Source organism: Aquella oligotrophica, assembly GCF_002892535.1.
GTDB lineage: Bacteria > Pseudomonadota > Gammaproteobacteria > Burkholderiales > UBA11063 > Aquella > Aquella oligotrophica.
Genome location: NZ_CP024847.1, coordinates 2404491 through 2427745, shown reverse-complemented (window position 1 = coordinate 2427745; position 23255 = coordinate 2404491). Strand labels below are relative to the sequence as shown.

Annotated in this window: 15 protein-coding genes; 11 read left to right on the top strand and 4 right to left on the bottom strand. The window is 38.5% G+C overall.

The annotated features are described in order from the left end of the window. The first annotated feature begins 379 nt into the window (after positions 1-379). The gene (locus CUN60_RS11030; RefSeq protein WP_102952091.1) at positions 380-1627 is read left to right on the top strand and encodes a hypothetical protein; all 1248 of its coding nucleotides are present in this window, start codon (positions 380-382) and stop codon (positions 1625-1627) included. 88 nt (positions 1628-1715) lie between these two features. On the opposite strand, the gene CUN60_RS11025 is transcribed toward CUN60_RS11030, so the two are convergent. From CUN60_RS11025 to CUN60_RS11010, 4 genes are all read right to left on the bottom strand, one after another. After that, complete coding sequence (locus tag CUN60_RS11025) at positions 1716-1913, bottom strand: hypothetical protein (protein WP_102952090.1); 198 nt, start codon at positions 1911-1913, stop codon at positions 1716-1718. A gap of 13 nt (positions 1914-1926) precedes the next feature. Continuing rightward, positions 1927-5175 (bottom strand): beta propeller repeat protein, encoded by a 3249-nt coding sequence (locus tag CUN60_RS11020; RefSeq protein WP_102952089.1) that lies wholly within the window; start codon positions 5173-5175, stop codon positions 1927-1929. Between the two features lie 88 nt (positions 5176-5263). Then, positions 5264-7864 carry a beta strand repeat-containing protein gene (locus CUN60_RS11015; protein WP_102952088.1) on the bottom strand — a complete coding sequence of 867 codons (2601 nt, stop codon included), beginning with the start codon at positions 7862-7864 and terminating at the stop codon, positions 5264-5266. Positions 7865-8132: 268 nt separating this feature from the next. Beyond that, complete coding sequence (locus CUN60_RS11010) at positions 8133-9503, bottom strand: pentapeptide repeat-containing protein (protein ID WP_102952087.1); 1371 nt, start codon at positions 9501-9503, stop codon at positions 8133-8135. A 317-nt stretch (positions 9504-9820) separates the two neighbouring features. Here CUN60_RS11010 and CUN60_RS11005 point away from each other — a divergent pair, with 317 nt between their 5' ends. The 10 genes from CUN60_RS11005 (at position 9821) to CUN60_RS10965 (ending at position 23250) form a co-directional block, all read left to right on the top strand. After that, on the top strand, positions 9821-10564 hold the full coding sequence (locus tag CUN60_RS11005; protein ID WP_102952086.1) for a class I SAM-dependent methyltransferase: 744 nt from the start codon (positions 9821-9823) through the stop codon (positions 10562-10564). A gap of 552 nt (positions 10565-11116) precedes the next feature. Beyond that, positions 11117-14407, top strand: a complete 3291-nt coding sequence (locus CUN60_RS11000; protein WP_158649404.1) for an Lcl domain-containing protein — start codon at positions 11117-11119, stop codon at positions 14405-14407. A 324-nt stretch (positions 14408-14731) separates the two neighbouring features. Next, the gene (locus tag CUN60_RS13015) at positions 14732-14881 is read left to right on the top strand and encodes a hypothetical protein (protein WP_158649403.1); all 150 of its coding nucleotides are present in this window, start codon (positions 14732-14734) and stop codon (positions 14879-14881) included. Positions 14882-15230: 349 nt separating this feature from the next. Continuing rightward, the gene (locus CUN60_RS10995; protein ID WP_102952084.1) at positions 15231-15590 is read left to right on the top strand and encodes a reverse transcriptase family protein; all 360 of its coding nucleotides are present in this window, start codon (positions 15231-15233) and stop codon (positions 15588-15590) included. A gap of 240 nt (positions 15591-15830) precedes the next feature. Then, positions 15831-16394, top strand: a complete 564-nt coding sequence (locus tag CUN60_RS10990; protein ID WP_158649402.1) for an Lcl C-terminal domain-containing protein — start codon at positions 15831-15833, stop codon at positions 16392-16394. A 436-nt stretch (positions 16395-16830) separates the two neighbouring features. After that, positions 16831-17178 carry a hypothetical protein gene (locus tag CUN60_RS10985; protein ID WP_102952082.1) on the top strand — a complete coding sequence of 116 codons (348 nt, stop codon included), beginning with the start codon at positions 16831-16833 and terminating at the stop codon, positions 17176-17178. Between the two features lie 213 nt (positions 17179-17391). After that, on the top strand, positions 17392-17619 hold the full coding sequence (locus tag CUN60_RS10980; RefSeq protein WP_102952081.1) for a hypothetical protein: 228 nt from the start codon (positions 17392-17394) through the stop codon (positions 17617-17619). Between the two features lie 152 nt (positions 17620-17771). Further along, the gene (locus CUN60_RS10975) at positions 17772-19025 is read left to right on the top strand and encodes an MFS transporter (protein ID WP_158649401.1); all 1254 of its coding nucleotides are present in this window, start codon (positions 17772-17774) and stop codon (positions 19023-19025) included. Between the two features lie 58 nt (positions 19026-19083). Continuing rightward, positions 19084-21903 (top strand): beta strand repeat-containing protein, encoded by a 2820-nt coding sequence (locus tag CUN60_RS10970; RefSeq protein WP_102952079.1) that lies wholly within the window; start codon positions 19084-19086, stop codon positions 21901-21903. A gap of 69 nt (positions 21904-21972) precedes the next feature. Next, positions 21973-23250 carry a hypothetical protein gene (locus CUN60_RS10965; RefSeq protein ID WP_102952078.1) on the top strand — a complete coding sequence of 426 codons (1278 nt, stop codon included), beginning with the start codon at positions 21973-21975 and terminating at the stop codon, positions 23248-23250. Positions 23251-23255: the final 5 nt, after the last annotated feature.

Here is a 23255-nt window from a genome sequence, read left to right as displayed (position 1 = left end):
TCACCTTATGCTTTTGTAGCATTACATCTACAAAAATCAGCAAAAAGCTTTAAAAAAAATTTAGTGATTTGAGTAAAAAGTAGCTGAATTTCGGCTGATGCCGTCTATTTTAGTTGGCTATGGTTTTATGGTGGTTTTCGATGCTCAATTCCGTGAGGGTTTATTGCGTATATGTTAGATGTATCAATATACTATGAGATAGACTACTAATCAGGAACTATTCGCTATATGATAATTAATCAAATGTGCCTGATTTTAGTGCTATCTAAAAATAGAAATAAAGCATGGGTTTAGTTCTATAAATAGCTATAGACTGTGCGGGGGGGGGCTGATATTATACGCTCGTTAAAAAAGTTTGTTAATCTTGGAAAGGTAAATTATGCATAAATCTATTATGTTTAGAAACATAGTTTCAGTCTCAGGGATTTTTTTATCAGTGAGCTTGGCTGCCTGTTCATCAGGTAGTGGCTCGTCAGGGGCTAATGGTTCAAGTGGGGTAGCTTATGTTTTAAACGATCAGACGTGGAATATATCAAGATGCCCACTTGATCCTGATGGTAATTTAAATAATTGTGATTTGATTACGCCAACAGATGAATCAGGAAATAATATTATGCGAACTGCTAACTCGGATGGAGAACCAGGAACCACCGCTGCTGGTATAGTATTTAATAAACAATATGCATACATTGGCATCGCTAATAATGGTAGTAGTAGCTATAATTCATACATATCAGTATGTTCGTTGGGTTTTAATGGTGAGTTAACTAGCTGTAAAAATGTTGATACCAATGTATTATTTGAATCAGCGACGAGTAGGGTATCACAAACACCGATTTTAAATAATAAGATTTACTTTACCAGTCGGAGTCAGGCACAAGCAGGCATTGAAAGTAATGGATACATAGTTTGGTGTGATTTAGCTGATAATGGATCTATCCTATCCTCTACTTGTAAAAATATCAATGATAAGAGCAATGAGCCGGGTAATTTGGTTTTATTTGGTAATTATGGTTTAACTATTAGCAATAACCATATTTATACCATATCAGCTCGAAATAAACTAGTAAGTATATTAACACTTGACTCAGCAGGTAATATTCTGGCTGATTCCCTGTATCTGGATCATGGCTTAAATGCTAATGGAGTTTCAGTACTTGAATCTCCGAGAAAGATGACCATTGTAAATGGTTATGCCTATATTACTGATCCTGGATATAACGGTACGGATGATTCATTGGTTGTCTGTCAGGTAAATGGAGAAAATGGACATTTATATAATTGTCAACCTGAGTATGCACGAGATAAATATACGGATAAAAATATTCTGTTAGGACCAGTAGGTATAGGTAGCTATGGCAATAAGGTTTACCCTTTAAATTGGGGCTATAATCGGGATGAATTGGGACATACTGCTGGAGTTTGCGATTTATTTTCAGGAAAAGATACTTTATCTTGTATTACAAGCTATGGTTATGATTCAAACATGGAAGGGACATTTAATATCCCAATGGATATGGCAGTAATCAGTGCCAATCAAATAAAACTAAATAGTGTAAAAGGTGTTAATAAAAAATCTGTACCTCTATTAGCGCCAAATAAATTTATGGAGGCGCAATTACCTTAATTCAGAGCAAAATTGAATTAATTCTAGTCTAATCTATTAATATTTGGCGACATTCTGTCGCCTTTTTTATTAGTTGGCTTGGCTAAAGTTAATCGAAGAATTTTTTGCGACTAGTATCATTTAATGCACTACGATATAGGGCATGGTTTCTTTCGCTATTAATGGTCTGTACTTTTAGTTTCTTGATTAATTCCAGATGGATGTTATATAGGTCACGGTTACAATAGATCCAATTATCCAGCAAACTAAAATTAAAAGTGTCAGTTATATTTCTTGGGGTGCGCATACAAAATTCCTTTCTAATCCGGGATTACCGCGTATAAATTATTTGAATTACTATTATTAGTTGGCCAGGTTGCAGCTGTCCAGCTTGACATATTTGAGGAATAGATAAGCCTTCCAGCTTTACCAACGGCGGCAAATACGCCCGCATTGTAGCTAACTGAAGTTATATCCGAGGTTCCATTTGAAGTGGATGTCCAGCTGGTGCCAAATGCGCTAAAGATAATACGTCCAGAATCACCGACAGCTACACAGCCGATATTCTCACCGCAGGCAATAGCATTTAGATCGTTGGTAGTGCTGGAAGTGACACTAGACCAATTTAAACCATTAGTCGAAGCATAGATGACACCACCATTACCAACTGCAAAATACTTATTATTGTAATAGGTTATTCCATTAAATTTGCTGGTCGGGAGCGTTGCAGTAGTTACAACCCAACCGGTATAGTCATTGCTATAAAGAAGTGTGCCTGTATTAGTCGCATTATTACCTCCGGCAATCACGCAATTATTATCCTGACAAACCATAGCCATTAGGTTACGGGTAGTTCCCGAATCGAGCTTAGTCCAACTAGTTCCATCGGTAGTTTTGAGAATAGTGCCATTTTCACCAACTGCGAAGCATAAATTATTACTTGGACAGTAAACGGTATTTAGCACCGTACCAGTGGTTAAGCCACTAACTCCAGATAGATCAACTTGCGACCAATTGCTGGCATTGTTGGATGAGTACATATTACCGAGATTATCTACCGCCAGATAGCTACTACCATTTTTTGCAATGCTTTGTAAGGCTGGGGTTTTCCAAGAAGTAACTGAACCATTTGATTTAAAGATTGCATTAACTCCGGTTAGCCAGATATTATTTTTGGCAGCATCATAACTAGCTCCAGTCAGATTCATAGTCGTGGTATTTTGTCCAACAACTAATCCATTAGCCAAATTACTACCAGTATTGGCTGTCCAGGTGCCAGTCGGGGTAGTCGTACTAACATTAACACCTGAATTACCAACCGCCAGATAAGTCCCGCTATTGATACCGCTGGCATATATCAGTTTGTTAAATTGGGTTGATCCATTATATCCTCTAGTAAAACTGGTCACATTTGTTGAGGTATAAATATCGCCATCAGACATTGCTAAAATATATATCCCACCCTCATATAACGCCCCTCTGACCGCACTAGCTGCTGGTCTAGTCGTAGTATATCCTGTCCAATTAGTGGTTACCGTAGCTATTGGCTCCGAGCTTCGGTAACCAACCGAGTTCCAGGCATATAAGGTATTCGATGCTCCGAGGACTACTGAGAAAAAATTACTATTCGCGGCACCACCTATGCCAGAATTTGGTTGATTCCATGTCGCTCCATCAGCGGAAGTAATTAATCCGAGACCAGAGTTAGAATTGGCAACAGTTGCGACAAAGGCGCTATTGCTACCATTATTAAAATAGCTGATATCATTAATATTGGCGGTCTGACTAGTTGAAAACATTCCATTCCAGCCACTAGCAAGATTGGAAGTTTTAATCACACAACCACGACTATTAGTACAACTCTGAAAATTCTGGGTTGGTGTCCCACAAGTATAGTAATTGCTACCATCATAAACAATTGAGCAGGAGCTAAAGTCGATACCTTTACCACTACCCAGTGGGCTAGCTTGCCAAAATAAGCCATTTAGGGTGCTATAATCAATAGAACCATCACTTAGCGTCATCACATGAGTATTGCCATTTACGAGCATACTATTGGCTGAGGTCGTCGTCGTTGCAAAAGGGCTAGCTACATTGGCAATCCAAGTGCCAGCTCCACCGTTGGGCGAAGTAAATACCATCCCAAAATCGCCAACCGTCTTGAATTTACCGCCACCGCTACTAACTGCAGAAAATGGCAGCGTAAGACTCGTATTCGAATAAGTTAGTGTTTCGCCGCCACTACCTGTATAGCTAGCAGTTACGATAAATGGAGCTGTGCTTGGGCTGGTAGTACTGCTTGGAGCATAACTCATTTTCATCATGCAACTGGCACCGGCAAGTAAAGTTTGTCCATCCTGACAGTTGCTGCCAGTGACAAAAGAACTCATTGCACTATTTATTGTATAGAGATTATTGAATTTCAGGTTAGTTAGTGGCGTAGTGCCATTATTAGTGATAGCTGCGGTAACATAAGAGCTAGTGTTGGTGAGGGTATTTAAAAATGAACCACTGCTAGTTATCTCAAGTGAAGCTCCTGCTACTGGAATGATATAGCTGACATTTAGTGATAAAATTTGGTTACCCGCTTGATTGAGATAATTTATCATTACCGAAGAATTGCCGCTAGCACTGAGGTTGGCTAGTGTATTGATCTTGAATGTACATGAACTATTTGCGGCTAGTGTGCTTGTACAGAAATTATTTTCTATTTTTAGTGGGGTGAGAGCATTGATATTCACACCCGTTGCTGGGGCAGCACCATTATTATATAAAGTAACCGTATATGGATTACTTCCATTTGCTGGGCTAATAACCGGGTTAATGGTAGATACTATCAGATTGGCACTTAAATTGGGATTAACGGATAGCACTGCACTGGCAAAACTATCGGTAAATCCAGTTTGTTGTCCACGAAGTAAGATTTCGGCATTAGCCGTATAGCTACTTTTATTTATGCTAAGGGTACACAGGCTGCCTTTATGATAGCCATTGCTACAATTAACTGGTAAATTCGTATCATTATAGATGGCGCTTACTTGATTAAAATCTTTATCCAGTAAGACTGGCAAGTTAAAATTAGTTTCTTTATTTGTGTTATTATCACGATTTAAAATAAATCCATCCTGCTCGACCAATTCACCTGTAACATTAATCATTTGATTAAGGCTAATTACTTTGTTGTTGCTCGTAGTATAGTATAGATTGAGTAAGTATCCTCCGATAGGGAGATTATTATGGATTTTTATCTTACAGCTGCTATTTGACTTGATTTGCTTACAGTCTGCTAGATCAAAATACTTATCCTGTTCTGCTTTTTTTAGCTCTTTAGCTCCATTGGTGATGATTATATCTTTAAAGCTAAGAGATGTAGCTCGCGGGTTTATAACCGTGAGAAGAGCATAGTTATCCGGATTATTCGCATATGGGATTTCTGCCATAGTTGCAATATTAGCAACTGCCGTTTCAGTAATCTCATTATTACCTTCTGACTGATTCTGATAGTGATTACCAAAATTACAGCCACTAGCTATAAGCGATAAGCATAATAGTAATAGATTTAATCGCATTTTTATTCTAGAGCCTTATACAAAAACCTGTTAGGATTAACCAATGTCTGGGGACAAGCCCAGAACATTAGTAAAAAATAGCTATATCCTAGTTAATCGTAAATGATCCTGATTGGATAATACTATTTGTGGTACTAGGAGTTACAGTACCTGTAGGTGATACATAATAAATATAACTAGCAGTACCTGCCGGGAATGATGCCGGAATCGTTACTGGAATATTACATGTGCCACCTGCAATAGTACAAGTACCACTATTGCCAACGGTAAAGCCTTGCAGCTGACTAGCTGGAATAGTTATAATCGTACCATTAGTAGCACTAGTAAACGTAAGATTACCTGCCGCACCGCCAGCAGTAATTGTTGGCGTATTACTAGTAACTGAAGCAAACAATGTAGTTGTCACTGCTACTGCATTAGATGAACTATAAGTTGGGCTATTATTAACATTTAGCTTGGTATTGGTATCAGTATAGCTAAAGCCTGGAAGATTAAAGCTAAGCCCACTACCTTGTAAGGCAAATGGATTATAAAGACCAGTTGGATTTACCGCTTGGAATTTAACATTACAGGTACCTCCTACTGCCAATGTAGTTGTAGTCGCACCAGTTCCACAGGCAGTACCTGATGGTGTAACTGAAGCATAACCAACTGGCAGATTATTCAGTGCTACATTGAAGTTACTTGCATTCGCAGTACCACTATTAGTATAGGTTACTTCGACAGCTAATGGAGTCGCTGGCGTATTTACATAACTAAACGTAGGATAAGTACCAGTAGCACCAGTCACAGTAACATTAGTAATCTTAACTAGAGCTGCTAAAGCGGCGTTATAATCAAGATTAGCAAATGCGGTTACGTCACTAGTATAGTTACCATTTGGCTTATAACCAGCAGTTAGTTGTACGGGAGTATTATTACTATCCTCAGCTGTAGTAGTTGGACCATATTCGACATTAATCGTACATGAGCCATTTGCTGCCAGTTCATCATTTACCGCACAAGTCCCAGTACCTAAATCTGTGAATTCAGTAGGGATTGTCAGTGAATTGATATCTGCTGCTTGTAAGCCAGCATTTACTAGAGTGAAAGTTTGCGTTGCGGTATCTACACCATCAGCACGGATTGCAAATGATACATAGTTTGGTGTGATATAGAAGAATGCATCCCCTTCAATTGCTGACCAGGCAAAGCCACTAGTCATTGAATAAGTTTGCGAACTACCACCAGGGCTTGTCCAATCACCAAGTGCAGTTACGTTTAGTGTACCACTACCAGTTGTAGTTGGTGCAAAATTAACTACTAGGGTACAAGAAGTACCCGGTGTCAAACTTTGTGTACCATTAGTTAAACAGCTGCCACTTCCATAAGTAAATGGTGTAGCCATTGAAGTAAATTTGATATTACTTATAGTGGCACTACCAGTGTTTGCTACAACTAGCGTAGCTGTTGCCGTTGTATTTTTGGGAATGTTCACTAAACTATTATTTGTGGTAATAGTTAATGCTGGCGAATCTGCACTAGCAATATAAATCACATTAAATGCCAATACGCCGGAAGTATTACCAGTACTAGCTCCATTATTATAGTTGACCGTAACTGGCGCTTGCCCACTGGTGCTTGACGTAACATTTACGGTAAAGGTACAGCTAGCATTTGCCGCTAAGCTACTACAGCCATTGCTGCCAATTATTACCGGGGTAGCACCACTAATCTGGATATTACTGATAGTAGCAGCACCATTATTTAGTAAAGTAATGGTTTGAGCACTAGTACCATCAGATGGACTAACTACTGTATTGATAGCCGAAGTAACCAAATTACCAGTTGCATTTTGGCTAACTGTAATTTGCGTACCAAATAAATAGCCAGTTTCACCTTTCAGGCTGGATGATTTGGCTGATACAGCTTTATTAGCTGATTTTGCTTGTACAACACTATCACCATAAACACTTATCCCACCAAGTACCATTGGTGCTGTTCCAGTACCGGAGATTTTAACTGAAAGAGTACATAATGTACCAGCAGCAAAGCTATTTCCCGGGCAGTTTATGCTTGGTGCAAATACCGGGTTGTCATTATTACTCTTCGCAGTAACTTTTCCAAATGATTTGGTTAGCTGAAAAGGAATATTAATAGTAGTAGTTCCACCTGCTTCATTATAGACATTGTTATTCTGACTTGAGTAGCGTACCCCAGTAGCAGTTGCTGGTATAGCTTCCGAGTAGCCAATAATGTTACTTGTAGTATGGCTTTTACCAGTAGCAGGATCTAGATAATCAAGTTTAAGTGTATATTGCCCTTGAAGACTACCTTCTGGAAGATGAACGCCGATGCTACACACGCCGTGAGCACCAATACTGCTACACTGACTGACATCAAGTGGACTAGCTGCATTATCAGCTGGTAATTCTGCACTGGTTGTGTCATTTTGCGACAGCACATAAGTAGCTTTTTGCAAAATCACTTTACTCGCAAGATTATTGCTTACGGTTACTGATGAGATACCGGATGAGCCATTACCAGTTGGAATGGTAGTTATATTACCGATATTAACCGAAGTAGCAACGGTAATTGGACCTGGTCCTGGCTGTGGGTTATTTCCACCGCTACTACCACCGCCACCGCTACATGCTGCTACACCAATAGCTATCAGTGCTGCAGTTGTAAGTTTTATGTATTTTTTCAAGGTTTTCCCCCTAAAAATTAAATATAACTGGATGTTGCCATCCAATAACTAGATTAACTGGAAATTTCCATGTTAATTAGTTGCAATTTTACTTTTTAACGACATCCTTTTGATATGGCTATTTATAGAAAGCTATTTTCTATTTTTAGGTAATCATTGTTGTGAGATTAGTAAAATGGAGTAAATAACAAAAGCCCGGATAATCCGGGCGATTGTGACACTAAAGGGTAGAGATAGTGCCATAGAGGAAACTAATGAACTTATCAGATTACAAACATTTCCCTATTGAACCCTGTTGACATACCTTACCTTCTGGGATTACTTCACCGTCTGGCATTACTGCGCCGCTCAAATCTGCCCCGGTAAAATTAACATTAGTTAGTTTAGCCCCTTTGAAGTTTACATTTTTTAGACTACTATTGGTGAAGTCTACGTTTGTTAAAGATGAACCTACAAATTGTGAATCTTGTAAATTACAGTTTTTATAATTTGTGTCGATTATCTTATTGTAGTTATAATTTGAGCTTGGTAGATGTGAATCGATAAAATTAACATTTACCATACTGCTCGGCATACCCGTAGAGGCGATTACTGCTTTATTGAATGTGGAGTTCGATATTTCAGAGCCCACAAACGAGCTTTTATCTGAGTAAAAGTTATTAAAGATAACATTATCTATTTTTAAATTAAGCTTATTGTTAATAAAGTCACCTGGCCTAAAAGCTAGATTATTAATGGTTTTATTGCTTATTGATACATTGTTAAGATAACTATTTTTGAAGCTTAAGTTATCAAGTTCAGCTTTTGATAAGTCTGCTCTTTCAAACCGAAGTTCATGTTCGAAGTAATCATTACCAGCTGGTTCAATATTAGTTACTTTAAATGCAGCCACATTTTGTGTTGTAAGGGTTACCCAAAAATTACCATTACCCAACCCCTGATCGTTTTTACATCTGAATCTGACAGTTGTATCATTATATTTACGAGAGGCAGAAGTGTAGCCGTAAGTTAATAGCTTTTCACCCAACGACTGAGCTATGTAAACATAGTTATCATTGTCAAAGGCAATGCCCATATTTGAACATTCGTAGACGTAGCCCAGCTTATCCTGAACAAACAATGTTCCACGTGATATCATCTTGACATTTGGCATTTCAAGTATGTCGAAGCCTCTACCCAAGATTTTAGTGGTAACTGCATAATTCATATTGTATTGCCCGCGCCATTTATTTTGAACGTCTTCAGTGCTAAACGGATAATACATGAATGCGGTTGGTTCCAGATACTTCAATGTTAATTCAGCATATTCATTAGAGTAATCAGGTTCAAATTTTTCTACCATATGTGCAGTTGACCCATATCCTTTGTAGGCCCCCACTAAATTACCCTCGGCATTATAATTGAGCTCTGGATCTAATGAAAAACCAATTACGCTGCCACCAGGACCGTTTTTGTTGAAGAGCATCGCCATGGTTGTCTCGGTATCATGGCTGCTGAGCGCATGATTTTCGGTAGTGTTCGGAGCCTTCATATTCGATTGTCTTGGTTGTATGCCAGTTCCGCTATTACATGCAGATAATCCGATCAAGAGTAGGGAACTGATAGCGGATAGTTTAATTAAAGTTTTATTTGGTTTCATAATGATGCTCCATCAAAGAGTGATATTAATTTGTAATCTGATGGCATAATTTTATTGCTGAAGCAGGTAAGAATGATATAGCTAAAAATAGAAGTGATGTTTCTAAAAATAGAAGTGAGAGTTTAAATTTCTTAACTCCTAGTCTAAGAGCGAAATAATGGCTTATGAAAGAGATATAATCCAATTATATTGTGGGTTGCTGTAATGTATATTTTGTTATAATTGCCGTCAAGATAGTACAATAAAGAATAAAATAGTTGCGTTTATAGGTATTATCCATTCAATAACGCGATTTTTTGATGAAGGTATAATTCTGCATGGAAAAATCCTATAATAATTATCAAGGTAAATTACTACTGGCTGAAGTTCGTGATAATCAGGATTTTGCCCACCCAGGAGAGGAAGAAGCAATTGAGCTATTGCTTAAACAATTAAGTTTCCGCTCATATTCTACAATCTTGGAAGCAGGTGCTGGTTTGGGTGCTACTCTTGACATCATGGCAAAATCTTTACGTTGTCATGAGGTAGTTGGCACTGATATAGATTCTACTTCAGTTTCTCATGCGCGCAGTAAGTACCCTAATTATAAGTGGATTTGCTGTGATACTCAATCATTAAGTCACCATGTAACAACTGGCTACGACTTAATCTACCTGTTTAATGCATTTTATTGTATTCCAGATCAGAAAAAAGCTTTGCTTGAGATTAATAAGCTATTGAAATTTAGCGGTGTTCTAGCTATTAGCGATTATTATGATCGGCGCACCTCGATAAGTCAACACTTTCTAAATCCATTTGCAACAGCTATGTTTAAACCATTGGGAGTAAAAATTATCAGTGACATTAAGCAACAATTTAATGTGCTAAAAGAGTTAGACATAAGTGATTATTATGCTCAATGGTATTCCCAATTTCTTAAAAAGATGCTGGACAAACGTCCGATAATTATTAAAAAATTTGGTACCAAGTTGTTTGATGAGTTTTTTAATAAATATGATTTGATGCTTGAAGATATTTTGAGCAAGAAACTAGGCGGCATCATAATAATAGCTGAAAAATAAATCTATCTCTTTCCTAACCTTCTTCTATAACTCTATTGCGTTGTCATAAAGACTTCTGTGATACTCATGTACTTCTGTCACATCTTGACTCTTTTTCTATTTAGTTAGTATCTTGCTTGATTCAGGATACTTAAAATTTCTATTGCTCACTCGTCATCAAATGCTAAGACATGTCAGCAATCACCTTATGCTTTTGTAGCATTATATCTACAAAAATCAGCAAAAAACTTTAAAAAAGATTTAGTGATTTGAGTAAAAAGTAGCTGAATTTCGGCTGATGCCGTCTATTTTAGTTGGCTATGGTTTTATAGCGGTTTTCGATGCTCAATTCCGTGAGAGTCTATAGGGTGTATCTTAGATGTATCAATATACTATGAGATAGACTACTAATCAGGAATTATTCGCTATATGATAATTAATCAAATGTGCCTGATTTTATTGCTATCTAAAAATAGAAATAAAGCGTGGGTTTAGTTCTATAAATCGCTATAGACTGTGCGGGGGGGCTGATATTATATGCTCGTTAAAAAAGTCATAACGGGAAATAATAAAATGAACCTACAGCAATTAGATAAAAAACTATCCCTGAAACAGATAGTATCACTATTACTCACTTCAGCACTAGCAACCGCTTGTTCAAATAGTGGTGGCGGAAGTAATGGTAACAATAATGGCGGAAATGGTGATGTTAGCAGCTTACAGCTGGTAGCCCCAAAAACAATCTATAGCTTACCATCCGAAAGCGGAGCAGGCTATATAGTAATCAATAACCCAACTGGAAGTGCAGTAAAGAACCTTAGCTATAGACTAAACTACCAAACTGGTAGTGGAACATCAGCAGAGATAGATCCGGCAAGTGCAGCTGAGTGTGCTGTAGTAGCAGCGTATAGCCAGTGTAATATAAAAGTAACAATTCCAGCTGGAACAGTAGCTGGTAGCATTGGAGTAAGTGCGGATAATAGTGGTACTAGCTTACTAAGTAAGCTTGGAAGATCATTAAAAGCAGATACGGTGAAGAATGTTGCGTATAGCGGAATAGAACAGGCAGCGTATAATAGCTTAAGCGGAGCGGATGGAGTAACGCTAAGTTACTACCATACGGTGATTAATGGTACACCATATATCTTGGTGAGTGGACTGGTAGCTTCAGCAAATGCAGGTAGCTTCAATAATGTAGTATTGGTAGATAGCAATAATAACCCGATACCAAATCAGCAGCTAATCGCAGGAAGTGGTAGCTACACCCAAGGTAAGACATTTAGTGTATTATTGCCAGCTCCATCAGGGAATAATCTCAGCCAAACAATAAAAGTTCAAACCCAGCAAGTCAATAATGGACAAACAACAGTAGTATCGACAGCGACAACAAGTAGTACGCTGACGACAAAAGAGAATATCGGGATAGCGGAGATGCTGCCATCAGCGGTATACCTAACATCAAGCAGTCCGGAGCAGACAATCAGCTTTGTAAATACCGGGGATGCAATGGCACAGTTACAAGAGCTGACAGCCAATAATCCGAATATCGAGATAGTGTTTAATCCAACAAGTCTGGCAAGCGGTGGAATAACAAGCGCAGTATTAAGATTAAAGAATCCAGAGATAGCTGGGACAAGTGGAAATATAAGCTTATCATACAATAATGGACAGGAACAAACTGTCACGAGTGGTATAGTTGATCAGAATGTAAATCCAGCACCGAGTCCAAGTCCGACACCGCCGCCTACACCGCCTACGCCACCGCCGCCACCTCCAGCGCCAAGAGCCGGATTAACCGCAGCAATTAATCCAGATAGCCAGTTTTATGTAACAACGGCAAGTCCTAGCACCACTAGACAGCTAACACTGACTAATACTGGAGATACTGATGAGACTGCAATAATATTCACCTTACCAGCTAATTTCACCATCAGTAATGGAGCTGACCCAGCTACAGCATGTGCTGTAACCAATCCTACCAGCCCGGCAACGATCAGTAACACGCTCCAGCCGGGAAGTAGCTGTACGGTAACGGTAACTTATAATAATTCAACAGCAACCTCACAGGGAACAGATAATATCAGTATTGCCTATAACTACAATGGAGCAACTCCGGCACCAAGTCCGACAACAGCAGCGGTTAGTTATCAGGTAACGCAGTCAACAGCAAGCCTGAGCGTAAGCCCATCTAGCCATAACTTTGGTAGTATAGTTAATAATAATACAGATGCAAGTGCAGATGTAGAGTTTACGATAACAAATAGTGGTGATATAGCCACCGATGGTACGAGTTTTACCCGTACAATTACAGGTACGAATAATACTATGTTTACTCTGAATAATACCGGTATCGCAGAACAGGATCAATGTAGCACCTCCCTAGCAGCAGGAGCAAGCTGTAAGGTAAATGTGAAATTTGGACCAACAGCCACAGCAGTAGCAAATGCAAGCGCAGTATTAAATGCCAACTATTCATATAACGGACAGGTATCGACAGCTGCGACAAGTAGCCTAAGTGGGGTTTCAGTATCAGCATCAGCAGCCAGTATCAATATCAGTGGACCAACAGCTAGTGGCTTCACTGGGGCAGGAACTTCAGGTAATCCATATGTGGTAAATACTAATACCGCTGCTACGCTAACCTATACCTTCACGAATAGTGGGACTCAGGATGCAACCGACTTCTACGTAACCAACAGCACGCTAACTACTGGCTATACAAGAAGTGGTGGTACATGTGCATCTTCAACTGGCACTAATTTACCGAATACAGGCAGCAATACCTGTACCGTAGAGTACACAATCAATAGCGGAACGGTAGGAACTAATAACTTCAATCAGAATGTAATGACGGAGAACTGGACAGACCAAGCAAATCCGTCAGGGACTAGTCAGGCTGTAGGCAGCAATCTAACTTATGTGACGGTACAAGCTCCACCTGCACCTGCAATTACAATTACTCCAGTAGCTAACTGGTCAACAGTGATGGGTAACCCCTATTCTTTCACTGCAACGATAACTGGCGGTACTAGTACAGTTACGTTTAGTGGTTTTACTAGTGATATATTTGGTGCTACACTTTCATCCAGTACCTGTAATCTTAATTCAAGCACTAATCCTAGCTGTACAATTATTGTTACCCCATATAATACGAGTAGTGGTGATTATTCATTCTGGGATCCAGCAAATATTGGCAATAGTAGCGTCGGTAATGAAATAACCGTTAGTAGTGCTTCAGGTATCGGGTTTACGGTATCAGCAGATAATAGTGCAACCATCAATGGCAATGCATCACCACAGACATATAGTGGCATAACTGGGACGGTAACTGCTCCGTATGTGTATCTGGCGGCAGACGTGCCTGGAGATGCTGCAACCGCAGGAACTGGTATCACTTGGGGAACTAATGGCACTGTAGCTACGCGCTTTACAGTAGGTAGTGGAGCTGAAGCAAATTGTATTACCGATAATCTTACCGGGCTAATGTGGGCAAAGAATGCTAACTTATTCGGGGCAAAAAGATGGCAGGATACATCTGCTAATCCTAATACTTATCCTGCACAGGAGGCTATTGATGCCATGAATACCAATAGTGGTGCTACTGGCTACCAGCTATGTGGACATAGTGACTGGCGCTTACCAACCCAAAACGAACTATTAAGCCTGCTTAATTATGCTGCCGCAAGTGGTAATCAAGCTACTTGGCTAAATTCACAGGTATTTAGTAATGTGGAGGCCGGCGGCTATTGGTCGTCTACTCCGGGTGGTAATGGTGCCTGGCGCGTCAATATGCTTGCCGGTAGCAGTGGTTCGACCGGCGTGACTAGCCTCAACTATGTTTGGCCAGTCCGCGGTGGACAGTAGGATATTTGATCATTTGATTATTTGCAGGTGCGTAGCACCTGCCTAAAATGATAATTTTATCTAGTGATGAGGAGATAAAAATGGCGTATTATGAGAATTTGCCAATCTATCAGAAAGCTCTGGCTTTATGTGTTTATCTAGAGAAAGTTGTTTGTCACTTTAGCTACTCATTGTCTTTGAACCCTGGACTTTGGCGCATTTTATAAAAAGCTCCTAATGTACTGTTATGTACATGTCGTCGCTTTTAATAGCAATGCTTCGCGTCCACGATTCAAATACTGCGAGTAAAAGTTTAGATTAAAAATAGAGATATTAAAAGTCTGTATGCGAATATGTAAGGAAATCGGTGCATTTAGGAATCTTAATTCATTTGTCTATGCGATGGAGGAGACGATACTTTTAGCTCGTCAGAATGAGGGATGGATTAAAAGTATCGAAAGTTATCGAAAGATTACTCCGGTGAGCCGTACTTGAGTATGGTTCATGGGTGTAACGGCGAGAACTATAAAGGATAGTCTTTATGGGAGTGCCGAGTTTTATCACTGTGCGCTAGCTACACCATTGGCTGCTTTTGGGTGGACGATGGTATAAAAAGCTAACTATTCCTGCTGGTAGAAAGGGTGGAATAGTGAAATAAAGTTGGCTAGTTAATGTGCAGACCAACAACTATTGGTCGTCTACTCCGGGTGGTAATGGTGCCTGGAACGTCAATATGAATAACGGTAACAGTGGTTCGAACGACGTGACTAACAACAACTATGTTTGGCCTGCGGTGGATAGTGATAGTATTACTTAAATAAGTAGAATGATAGGGTATCAGGCTATGGAAGAATATATTTTTTCATTTGCCAATTTGTATCAGCGTTATTTGGAGTGCCGCAAGCGTAAGCGTGGCACTATCAATGCGCTTAAATTTGAATTGGCTGCCGAAGTTAATCTACTTAATTTAAGTACTGAGCTGCAAAATAAAAGTTACCAGCCATCCCGCTGTGTGTGCTTTGTGGTTGAGAAACCCAAGCTCCGCGAGATCATCGCAGCTGATTTTAGGGATCGGGTGGTACATCATGTATTGATAGAGCGGCTAACTAAAATATTTGAACCGCTCTTCATTCATGATAGCTATGCTTGTCGGGTAAATAAAGGTACTCATGGGGCAGTGGATAGATTAAATGGAAAAGCTTAGTCTGTATATTATTTGCAGTTTGACATACCGGGCTTTTTTATCAATATTGATAAGAATATGATTTATAGTTTTCCTTTCTACGGAAAGAAGCATACTATAGGCAATTGCTGTTAAGCAATGGATATAGCGTATTAATCGTAAAAGAAACAGGCAATAGCTATTGCCGGATAAAGGAACGAGAGGCAGTAAGTCATTATGTTATTCAAAATTAATAGTAAATATAAATCACAAGGAGTAATAATGAAATATAAAACAATTAAATTAGGCCTACTATTAGCTAGCCTATGTGGCTTAGCTAGTGCGGCGAATATTGCTGAAGTGGCAAAAACAGGACCAGGTAATACCGCAACAGCAGGTGCCGGTAAAGAATGGCCAACTACCCGCTTCGTAGTAAGTGGTGACTGTGTAACCGATAAATTAACCGGGCTAATGTGGGCAAAGGATGCTAACTTATTCGGGTTAAAAAAATGGCAGGATACATCTGCTAATCCTAATACTTATCCTGCACAGGAGGCTATTGATGCCATGAATACCAATAGTGGTGCTACTGGCTACCATCTATGTGGATATAGTGACTGGCGCTTGCCAAAGCAAAAAGAACTTTTAAGCTTGTTTAACTATGCCAATGCTAATCAGGCAACTTGGCTAATTTCAGCGGGATTTAGTAATGTGCGTTCCTACTACTATTGGTCGTCTACTCCGGGTGGTAATGGTGCCTGGGGCGTCAATATGAATAGCGGTCTCAGTGGTTCGCTCGACGTGACTCTCAACTACTATGTTTGGCCTGTCCGCGGTGGACAGTAGGTGATTTGATCATTTGATTATTTTATTCATTAGCGAATAGCTTGCTTTTTTGTGCTATCTGCCCGAGATAAACGTGATTATTATTCCTTCTATCACGCTTATCTCCTTTTGGGATGCTTCTATATCCACTTTCTAGGAAGCATCCTTCTTTTTTTATCTATTTATAGATTATTGATTTCTGTTTTTAGCTATAGCCAGGGATAATATCTTTATCAGATAATTACGTTATTAAACCTCTTTCCTAACCTTCTTCTTTAACTCTAATGCGTTGTCATAAAGACTTCTGTGATACTCATGTACTTACGTGTACATTCCGTTTTTCAAAGTCTTTATTCCTAGTCTAAGAGCGAAATAATGGGTTATGAAAGAGTTCTATTATTGCTTTTAGCCGTGAATTTTTAATTCCAAAAATTTCACCAGTAACAGGAGAATAACGATGAAAAAACAAATTATATTTCTTTGTGGGATGTTGATTTGTGCTTATTATGCTCATGCTGCAAATATTATGGAGCAAATTGATATAAGTAGCCAGACTAATCATTGTAGTGATTCTAAATGTATAGTCAAAATTAATATTTCTAATAAAAAAAATAACTATCTGCATTTGAGTAATGTTCTATTAGTTTCAGCTGAAGGCGAGTCAATTCATTCTTCTTGCAGAAAAGATAATTGTTTAATTGTTAGTAAATTAAACCGTACCAGTCAAAAGCTGAAAATATCCTTGAATGTAAACGGTGAAGAACGAGTTATTGACTATGATTATGAACTACCACAGCATCTCTAATTTTTACTGCATATTTCGTGTTAGATAAGGCTAATCGCCTGTTTAAAGTTAGTCAAGCTACCAAAAACATACACACTAAACTAGCTTTAATTCACTTATTTTCATCACCTAAAAATAGGAAGATGATTTCTATTTTTGACTATAGCATTTATATGTATTTTTCGTCGAAAATAACGTGTTATTTTTGAAAACATTTACTTTTAGGAGTGCCTAATGGCTATCGCTATCGATAGTGATATTTTATTGTTGGTTGGTGAAGCCGTACTTTTTTTATGTGCTTTACCAAGTATTGTAATACGTGGCATGAAGGGAATAATCCTTCTACTTTGTGCTGCTGGTTGCGGGGCTAAAGTGTGGGCTTACTGGCATCATCCTGTTTATGCGGCCTTGACTACGCTTTTAATAATTTATACTGGGTTTGTATTATTTAAGTCAGAATAATTACGAAGAAAGATATTTATGTCTATGTTATCAAGAATTTTTAGGGGCAGTCTTCAGTTTATTACTTATCTTGGTAAGTATGATGTTGAACAATATTTGCTAATTAATCGGGATATTCTGAAATGCTTTTAGTTTAGTTAATGGGATTATTTATGCAAAATAAACAACGTACTGAAGATACTAAAGTAATTGGGCTTTCCTTTATCGGTGGAATGCTTGAGCTCTATGATTTTGCCATTTACGGTATTTTTGTAGTTTATTTTGCTCCACAGTTTTTCCCGGCAGACAGCCACTATGGCGCAGTTATACAAAGCTATACGCTTTTTCTGGTCGGCTATTTATTGCGCCCGGTAGGTGGAATCATTTTTAGCCACTTAGGTGATGAATATGGGCGTAAAAAAGTGTTGGTCGCAACCATACTATTGATGGGGCTGTCAACACTTGGGATTGCCGCCCTTCCTACTTATGCGCAGATCGGGGTTGCCGCTCCAGTATTGCTCGTGTTATTTCGAGTTATTCAGGGACTGGCTCTTGGCGGAGAGTTACCAACCGCCTTCGTTTTTCTTTCTGAATCCATGAAAAAGACGCGAATATTGGCATTTGGTGTAATGATGTCAGGGGTATATAGTGGTTTTTTATTTGCTGCTTTGATCCACCGTTATTTAACCGAACACCTGACCCAGGTAGCTTTAAATGAGTATGGCTGGAGGATTCCATTTGCTATTGGTAGTATTATTTGTTTGATCAGTTATCTGGTTCGACAATCATTACATGAAACTACTGCTTTTAGGAGTGTTAGAGAGCACCCACGTCTACCATTAGCTACTATTTTCAGCCAATATCGTCGTGAGCTTATCATAGCCATATTTCTTGCAGTTACCCAACAGATATGTACTAATATCAGTATGATTTATATGCCAAATTATTTGAAATCCGTGCTGAATCAGGATAGACTTTTCGTCAGCGAAATAATGCCAATCTGTATTGCTATGGGGGTAGTTGCTACGTTCTCATTTGGGTATTTTTTTAGGCAAGTACAAAATATCCGTAACTTTCTGTTTTTTGCATTATTCATTAATAGTTTAGTTATTCCTGTAGGGTTTTTCTTGGTGGTCAGTGAGATTGATCTACCATTTGGATATATTTTAATTATGATATTTCAGGGGCTATTCGCGGTTATTATACCATTATACATAACACAAATGTTTCCGGTTGAAGTAAGGTTAAGTGGTGTAGCCCTAGCTTATAATCTTTCGGCGGCTACTTTTGGCGGAGCGGCGCCGTTACTGATTAGCAAACTCATTGAATATACAGGACAAATTTATCTGGCTCCAGTATGCTATACCTGCTTTTTTATTGCTTTATCTGCATTGTTACTCTGTAGGTATATTCGCCTAAGTAATTAGTGTTGTTTTTTATAAATCAGTTTATCTGCGTTTATTGTTTATTATAGGTTATAAGTATATGTTAAAAAAAATATTTATCTTTATTAGTGTCCTGTTTTTTGTGGCATGTAATGGTGGCAATGGCGGTGGAGGCTCCTCTGCTAATAATGATCCAGTTAATCCGGAAGTGCTAAGTTCAATTGAGATAAGCTCTTCCGCAGCAACAAGTTTACCCGTCGGTGTCTCGGTGCAAATGATAGCAACAGGCGTTTATACTAATGGTATTCGTAAAGATATTACCTCTTTAGTTAAGTGGGGAGTATCTGGGGATGCTATTCGTATTGATGATTCTGGGATGATTACTACGCTACATTCTACTCTTAAATCAGCACCTGTGATTATTACGGCTTCTTTGGCTGATAAAATATCCGAACCTTTGGCTATTTCAGTCAAAGCTCTGGATGTTAGATTAAATTCGATCGTTATTAATTCAGAAGGAACTTTGGAGGTAGCCAAGAATGCTAGCATCCAGTTTAAGGCAATGGGCTCCTACTCTGATGGTAGTAGTCTTGATCTAACTAATAGTGTTACTTGGATAGCTAGCGATAGTTCTATTCTATCCGTTGGGAGTAATGGTAACGCAAGTGCTTTGACTGCTGGAAGTGCTAGCGTAAGCGCGTCTATGGATTCGATAAGCTCTAATAGCTTGTCTGTTATAGTTAAGGATATTTCATTAAAAAGCATTGAGATTAATATTGATGATAATACTTTAGTAGCAGGTACTTCAGGTAAACTGACCGCAACTGGACATTATAGTGATGGCAGTAGTCAGCAGCTAACCAATCAGGTAAGTTGGGCATCAAGCGATAGCAGTATCGTAAATGTAACAGCAGACGGAGTGGCTCATGCGAATAAAGCAGGTTCAGCAAATGTAACAGCAAGCTTGGCTGGAGTAACATCGAATAGCCTAGGACTAACAGTCCGTGCCGCAGTATTAAAAAGCATTGAGATTAATATTGATGATAATACTTTAGTAGCAGGTACTTCAGGTAAACTGACCGCAACTGGACATTATAGTGATGGCAGTAGTCAGCAGCTAACCAATCAGGTAAGCTGGGCATCAAGCGATAGCAGTATCGTAAATGTAACAGCAGACGGAGTGGCTCATGCGAATAAAGCAGGTTCAGCAAATGTAACAGCAAGCTTGGCTGGAGTAACATCGAATAGCTTGAGCGTAACAGTCCGTGCCGCAATATTAAAAAGCATTGAGATTAATATTGATGATAATACTTTAGTAGCAGGTACTTCAGGTAAACTGACCGCAACTGGACATTATAGTGATGGCAGTAGTCAGCAGCTAACCAATCAGGTAAGCTGGGCATCAAGCGATAGTAGTATCGTAAATGTAACAGCAGACGGAGTGGCTCATGCGAATAAAGCAGGTTCAGCAAATGTAACAGCAAGCTTGGCTGGAGTAACATCGAATAGCTTAGGAGTAACAGTCCGTGCCGCAATATTAAAAAGCATCGAGATCAATATTGATGATAATACTTTAGTAGCAGGTACTTCAGGTAAACTGACCGCAACTGGACATTATAGTGATGGCAGTAGTCAGCAGCTAACCAATCAGGTAAGCTGGGCATCAAGCGATAGTAGTATCGTAAATGTAACAGCAGACGGAGTAGCGCATGCGAATAAAGCAGGTTCAGCAAATGTAACAGCAAGCTTGGCTGGAGTAACATCGAATAGCTTGAGCGTAACAGTCCGTGCCGCAGTATTAAAAAGCATTGAGATTAATATTGATGATAATACTTTAGTAGCAGGTACTTCAGGTAAACTGACCGCAACTGGACATTATAGTGATGGCAGTAGTCAGCAGCTAACCAATCAGGTAAGTTGGGCATCAAGCGATAGCAGTATCGTAAATGTAACAGCAGACGGAGTAGCGCATGCGAATAAAGCAGGTTCAGCAAATGTAACAGCAAGCTTGGCTGGAGTAACATCGAATAGCCTAGGAGTAACAGTCCGTGCCGCAACTATTAAGAGTATAGCGATTACCTCGGCGTCATCAACGATAATTCAGGGATTAACAACTCAATTAACAGCGGTTGCAACTTATTCTGATAATACAACGCAAACGGTAACAACTCAGGTATCGTGGATCAACTCTGATTCCAGCATTGCCAATATTTCAGCTAATGGTTTAGTAACGGCAAATAAAGCAGGAAAGATAAAGGTTAAAGCTACTTATAATTCAATCACATCCAATGAGCTTAATCTAGAAGTAATTCATGCGAGTATAACTAGCCTTGAGGTTTCAATTGTGGATTCAACTTTAGTTGCCGGAACAACATCACCACTAAAGGCAATAGCACATCTTTCAAATAATACTACTGAAGATGTAACTAGTCAAGCTAGTTGGTGGAAAACTGGTAATAACACTCAGTATGTTTCTATAGATAAAAATAAAGGACTATTATATGCAAATTCAACTGATAATGATGTGACAGTTGGAGTTTTTGCTTCGATTAATGATGGCAGTTATGTGCAATCAAATAATTTGAATATAGTTGTTCTACCACAAACAACAATTAAAAGCCTTGACATTAAAGCCACGGATCTTTCTGGTAATCCAATAACTGGGACAATTCGGTCGTTAAACAATTTTTATATTAAGGCAACAGCTGTTTTTGATAACCAAAGCAATACTAGCCAAGACGTAACTCATGAAATAAATTGGCACAATGATAATGAGCAGTTAATTACCTTGATAGATCCAGTGACAGGGAAATTTAGAGCTGCAAATAGCGTTGGCGTTGCCAATATTTATGGGACAATTAGTATTCCTAATTCTAAAACATCAAATACTATAAAAATTTCGGTAAGTAACCCTTTGTAACTTATGCGAGTAATAGTAATTGTATTTGCAGTAATACAAAAATATTTTTTTAGAAAGAGTGATAAATTTATGAAGAAAAACATACTTTGCACTATTCTGGGGCTAACTGCACTTAGTCAGTATGGTTGTAATCTTGGTAATAATAATCAAATTCAAGATAATGCAGCTGGTAATGCTAGCGCATTAATCAATAATTCCAGTGCAAAAATAGTGGAGGCTTCAGTTGTTAGCAATTCAAAATTAAATGAGCTGCCGGCAATTACCAGCACCAATCTGGGGGTGCCGATTAAACAGTATGTGGATTTTTCTACCTCTTACTTTCTTGAAACTGATTACTTAGATCCATCGCAACATACGGATAAACATGAATTTGATATTAAACCAGACACAGTAGTGAGTGAAGAAGTTGATCAAGAAGCTGATAAATCATATCGGTTTATTGATGTGATAATTCATAACTACTCAGATGTTGGTACAGTCAGGTTGTTTGCCAATACTAAAGGTGCAATAAATGGTGAAGATCCGGATCCAAGTGATAGTAGTAGTTGGATTACCAGTGGACAGTTAAGTGACTATAATATAAAGATTTTTACTAGTAATAACGATTCCATTCCACCTAAGTTAGCTGGGGAGCAAGAGAATAATAAACAACCAGGTGATATAAAAAATAATGCATTTACGTTATTTATAGCAGAGGCAACCAAAAAAGGGGCTAAATATTTTCCATTAAGAATTCCATTTGCCTTAAATCAAACCAAAGAAGTTGCCAGCTCAGATGAGTATATTGCCTTTGGAAATGCTGTAAATATAATAGATGCAGATAAGCAATATCTTGTTCGCTTTGGCACTTCTAAAGATGGTGATAGTGCATATAATGATAATTTTATCGATACTCGTTCAGTTTATATAAGTTCCCTTAATTACTGGTTATATCCCGTAACTGATTCTGAATTTAACCAAATTACAACTATTTCTATAGCGGGAACACAAACTTTGGCGGAAAAGGTTGAGCAGGTGATTAAACCATCTGAACTAATCAATTTAAATAAAAATAATCCTATTTATAAAAAATTTGATAGATATAGTTACCGGTCTTACCCTAAACTTGAAGATTACTACAGAAAAGTAGACTCATTTTTTCAGACTAATAATGCTTCAAACAATTTTACTATGTATAAAGTTATCACTGGATTTGATAGTTGCTATAACGTTTCAATAATCCCATTGAGCTGGAGTAGTAGCGGCTCTTCGTGGCCAGATGTTCAGTCGCTTAATCAAAGCTATAGCGACATTCATGGTTCTTCATTAGTGACTCATATCTATGTAACAGATGCTAAATGTAATTAGGAAAT

What these genes read in the sequence shown, in the direction of transcription:
- CUN60_RS11010 (WP_102952087.1), bottom strand. Translation starts at nt 9,503, where the DNA reads ATGAAACCAAATAAAACTTTAATTAAACTATCCGCTATCAGTTCCCTA.
- CUN60_RS10970 (WP_102952079.1), top strand. Translation starts at nt 19,084, where the DNA reads ATGTTAAAAAAAATATTTATCTTTATTAGTGTCCTGTTTTTTGTGGCA.
- CUN60_RS11020 (WP_102952089.1), bottom strand. Translation starts at nt 5,175, where the DNA reads ATGCGATTAAATCTATTACTATTATGCTTATCGCTTATAGCTAGTGGC.
- CUN60_RS10980 (WP_102952081.1), top strand. Translation starts at nt 17,392, where the DNA reads ATGGCTATCGCTATCGATAGTGATATTTTATTGTTGGTTGGTGAAGCC.
- CUN60_RS10965 (WP_102952078.1), top strand. Translation starts at nt 21,973, where the DNA reads ATGAAGAAAAACATACTTTGCACTATTCTGGGGCTAACTGCACTTAGT.
- CUN60_RS11000 (WP_158649404.1), top strand. Translation starts at nt 11,117, where the DNA reads ATGAACCTACAGCAATTAGATAAAAAACTATCCCTGAAACAGATAGTA.
- CUN60_RS11025 (WP_102952090.1), bottom strand. Translation starts at nt 1,913, where the DNA reads ATGCGCACCCCAAGAAATATAACTGACACTTTTAATTTTAGTTTGCTG.
- CUN60_RS13015 (WP_158649403.1), top strand. Translation starts at nt 14,732, where the DNA reads ATGCGAATATGTAAGGAAATCGGTGCATTTAGGAATCTTAATTCATTT.
- CUN60_RS10975 (WP_158649401.1), top strand. Translation starts at nt 17,772, where the DNA reads ATGCAAAATAAACAACGTACTGAAGATACTAAAGTAATTGGGCTTTCC.
- CUN60_RS10985 (WP_102952082.1), top strand. Translation starts at nt 16,831, where the DNA reads ATGAAAAAACAAATTATATTTCTTTGTGGGATGTTGATTTGTGCTTAT.
- CUN60_RS11030 (WP_102952091.1), top strand. Translation starts at nt 380, where the DNA reads ATGCATAAATCTATTATGTTTAGAAACATAGTTTCAGTCTCAGGGATT.
- CUN60_RS10990 (WP_158649402.1), top strand. Translation starts at nt 15,831, where the DNA reads ATGAAATATAAAACAATTAAATTAGGCCTACTATTAGCTAGCCTATGT.
- CUN60_RS10995 (WP_102952084.1), top strand. Translation starts at nt 15,231, where the DNA reads ATGGAAGAATATATTTTTTCATTTGCCAATTTGTATCAGCGTTATTTG.
- CUN60_RS11005 (WP_102952086.1), top strand. Translation starts at nt 9,821, where the DNA reads ATGGAAAAATCCTATAATAATTATCAAGGTAAATTACTACTGGCTGAA.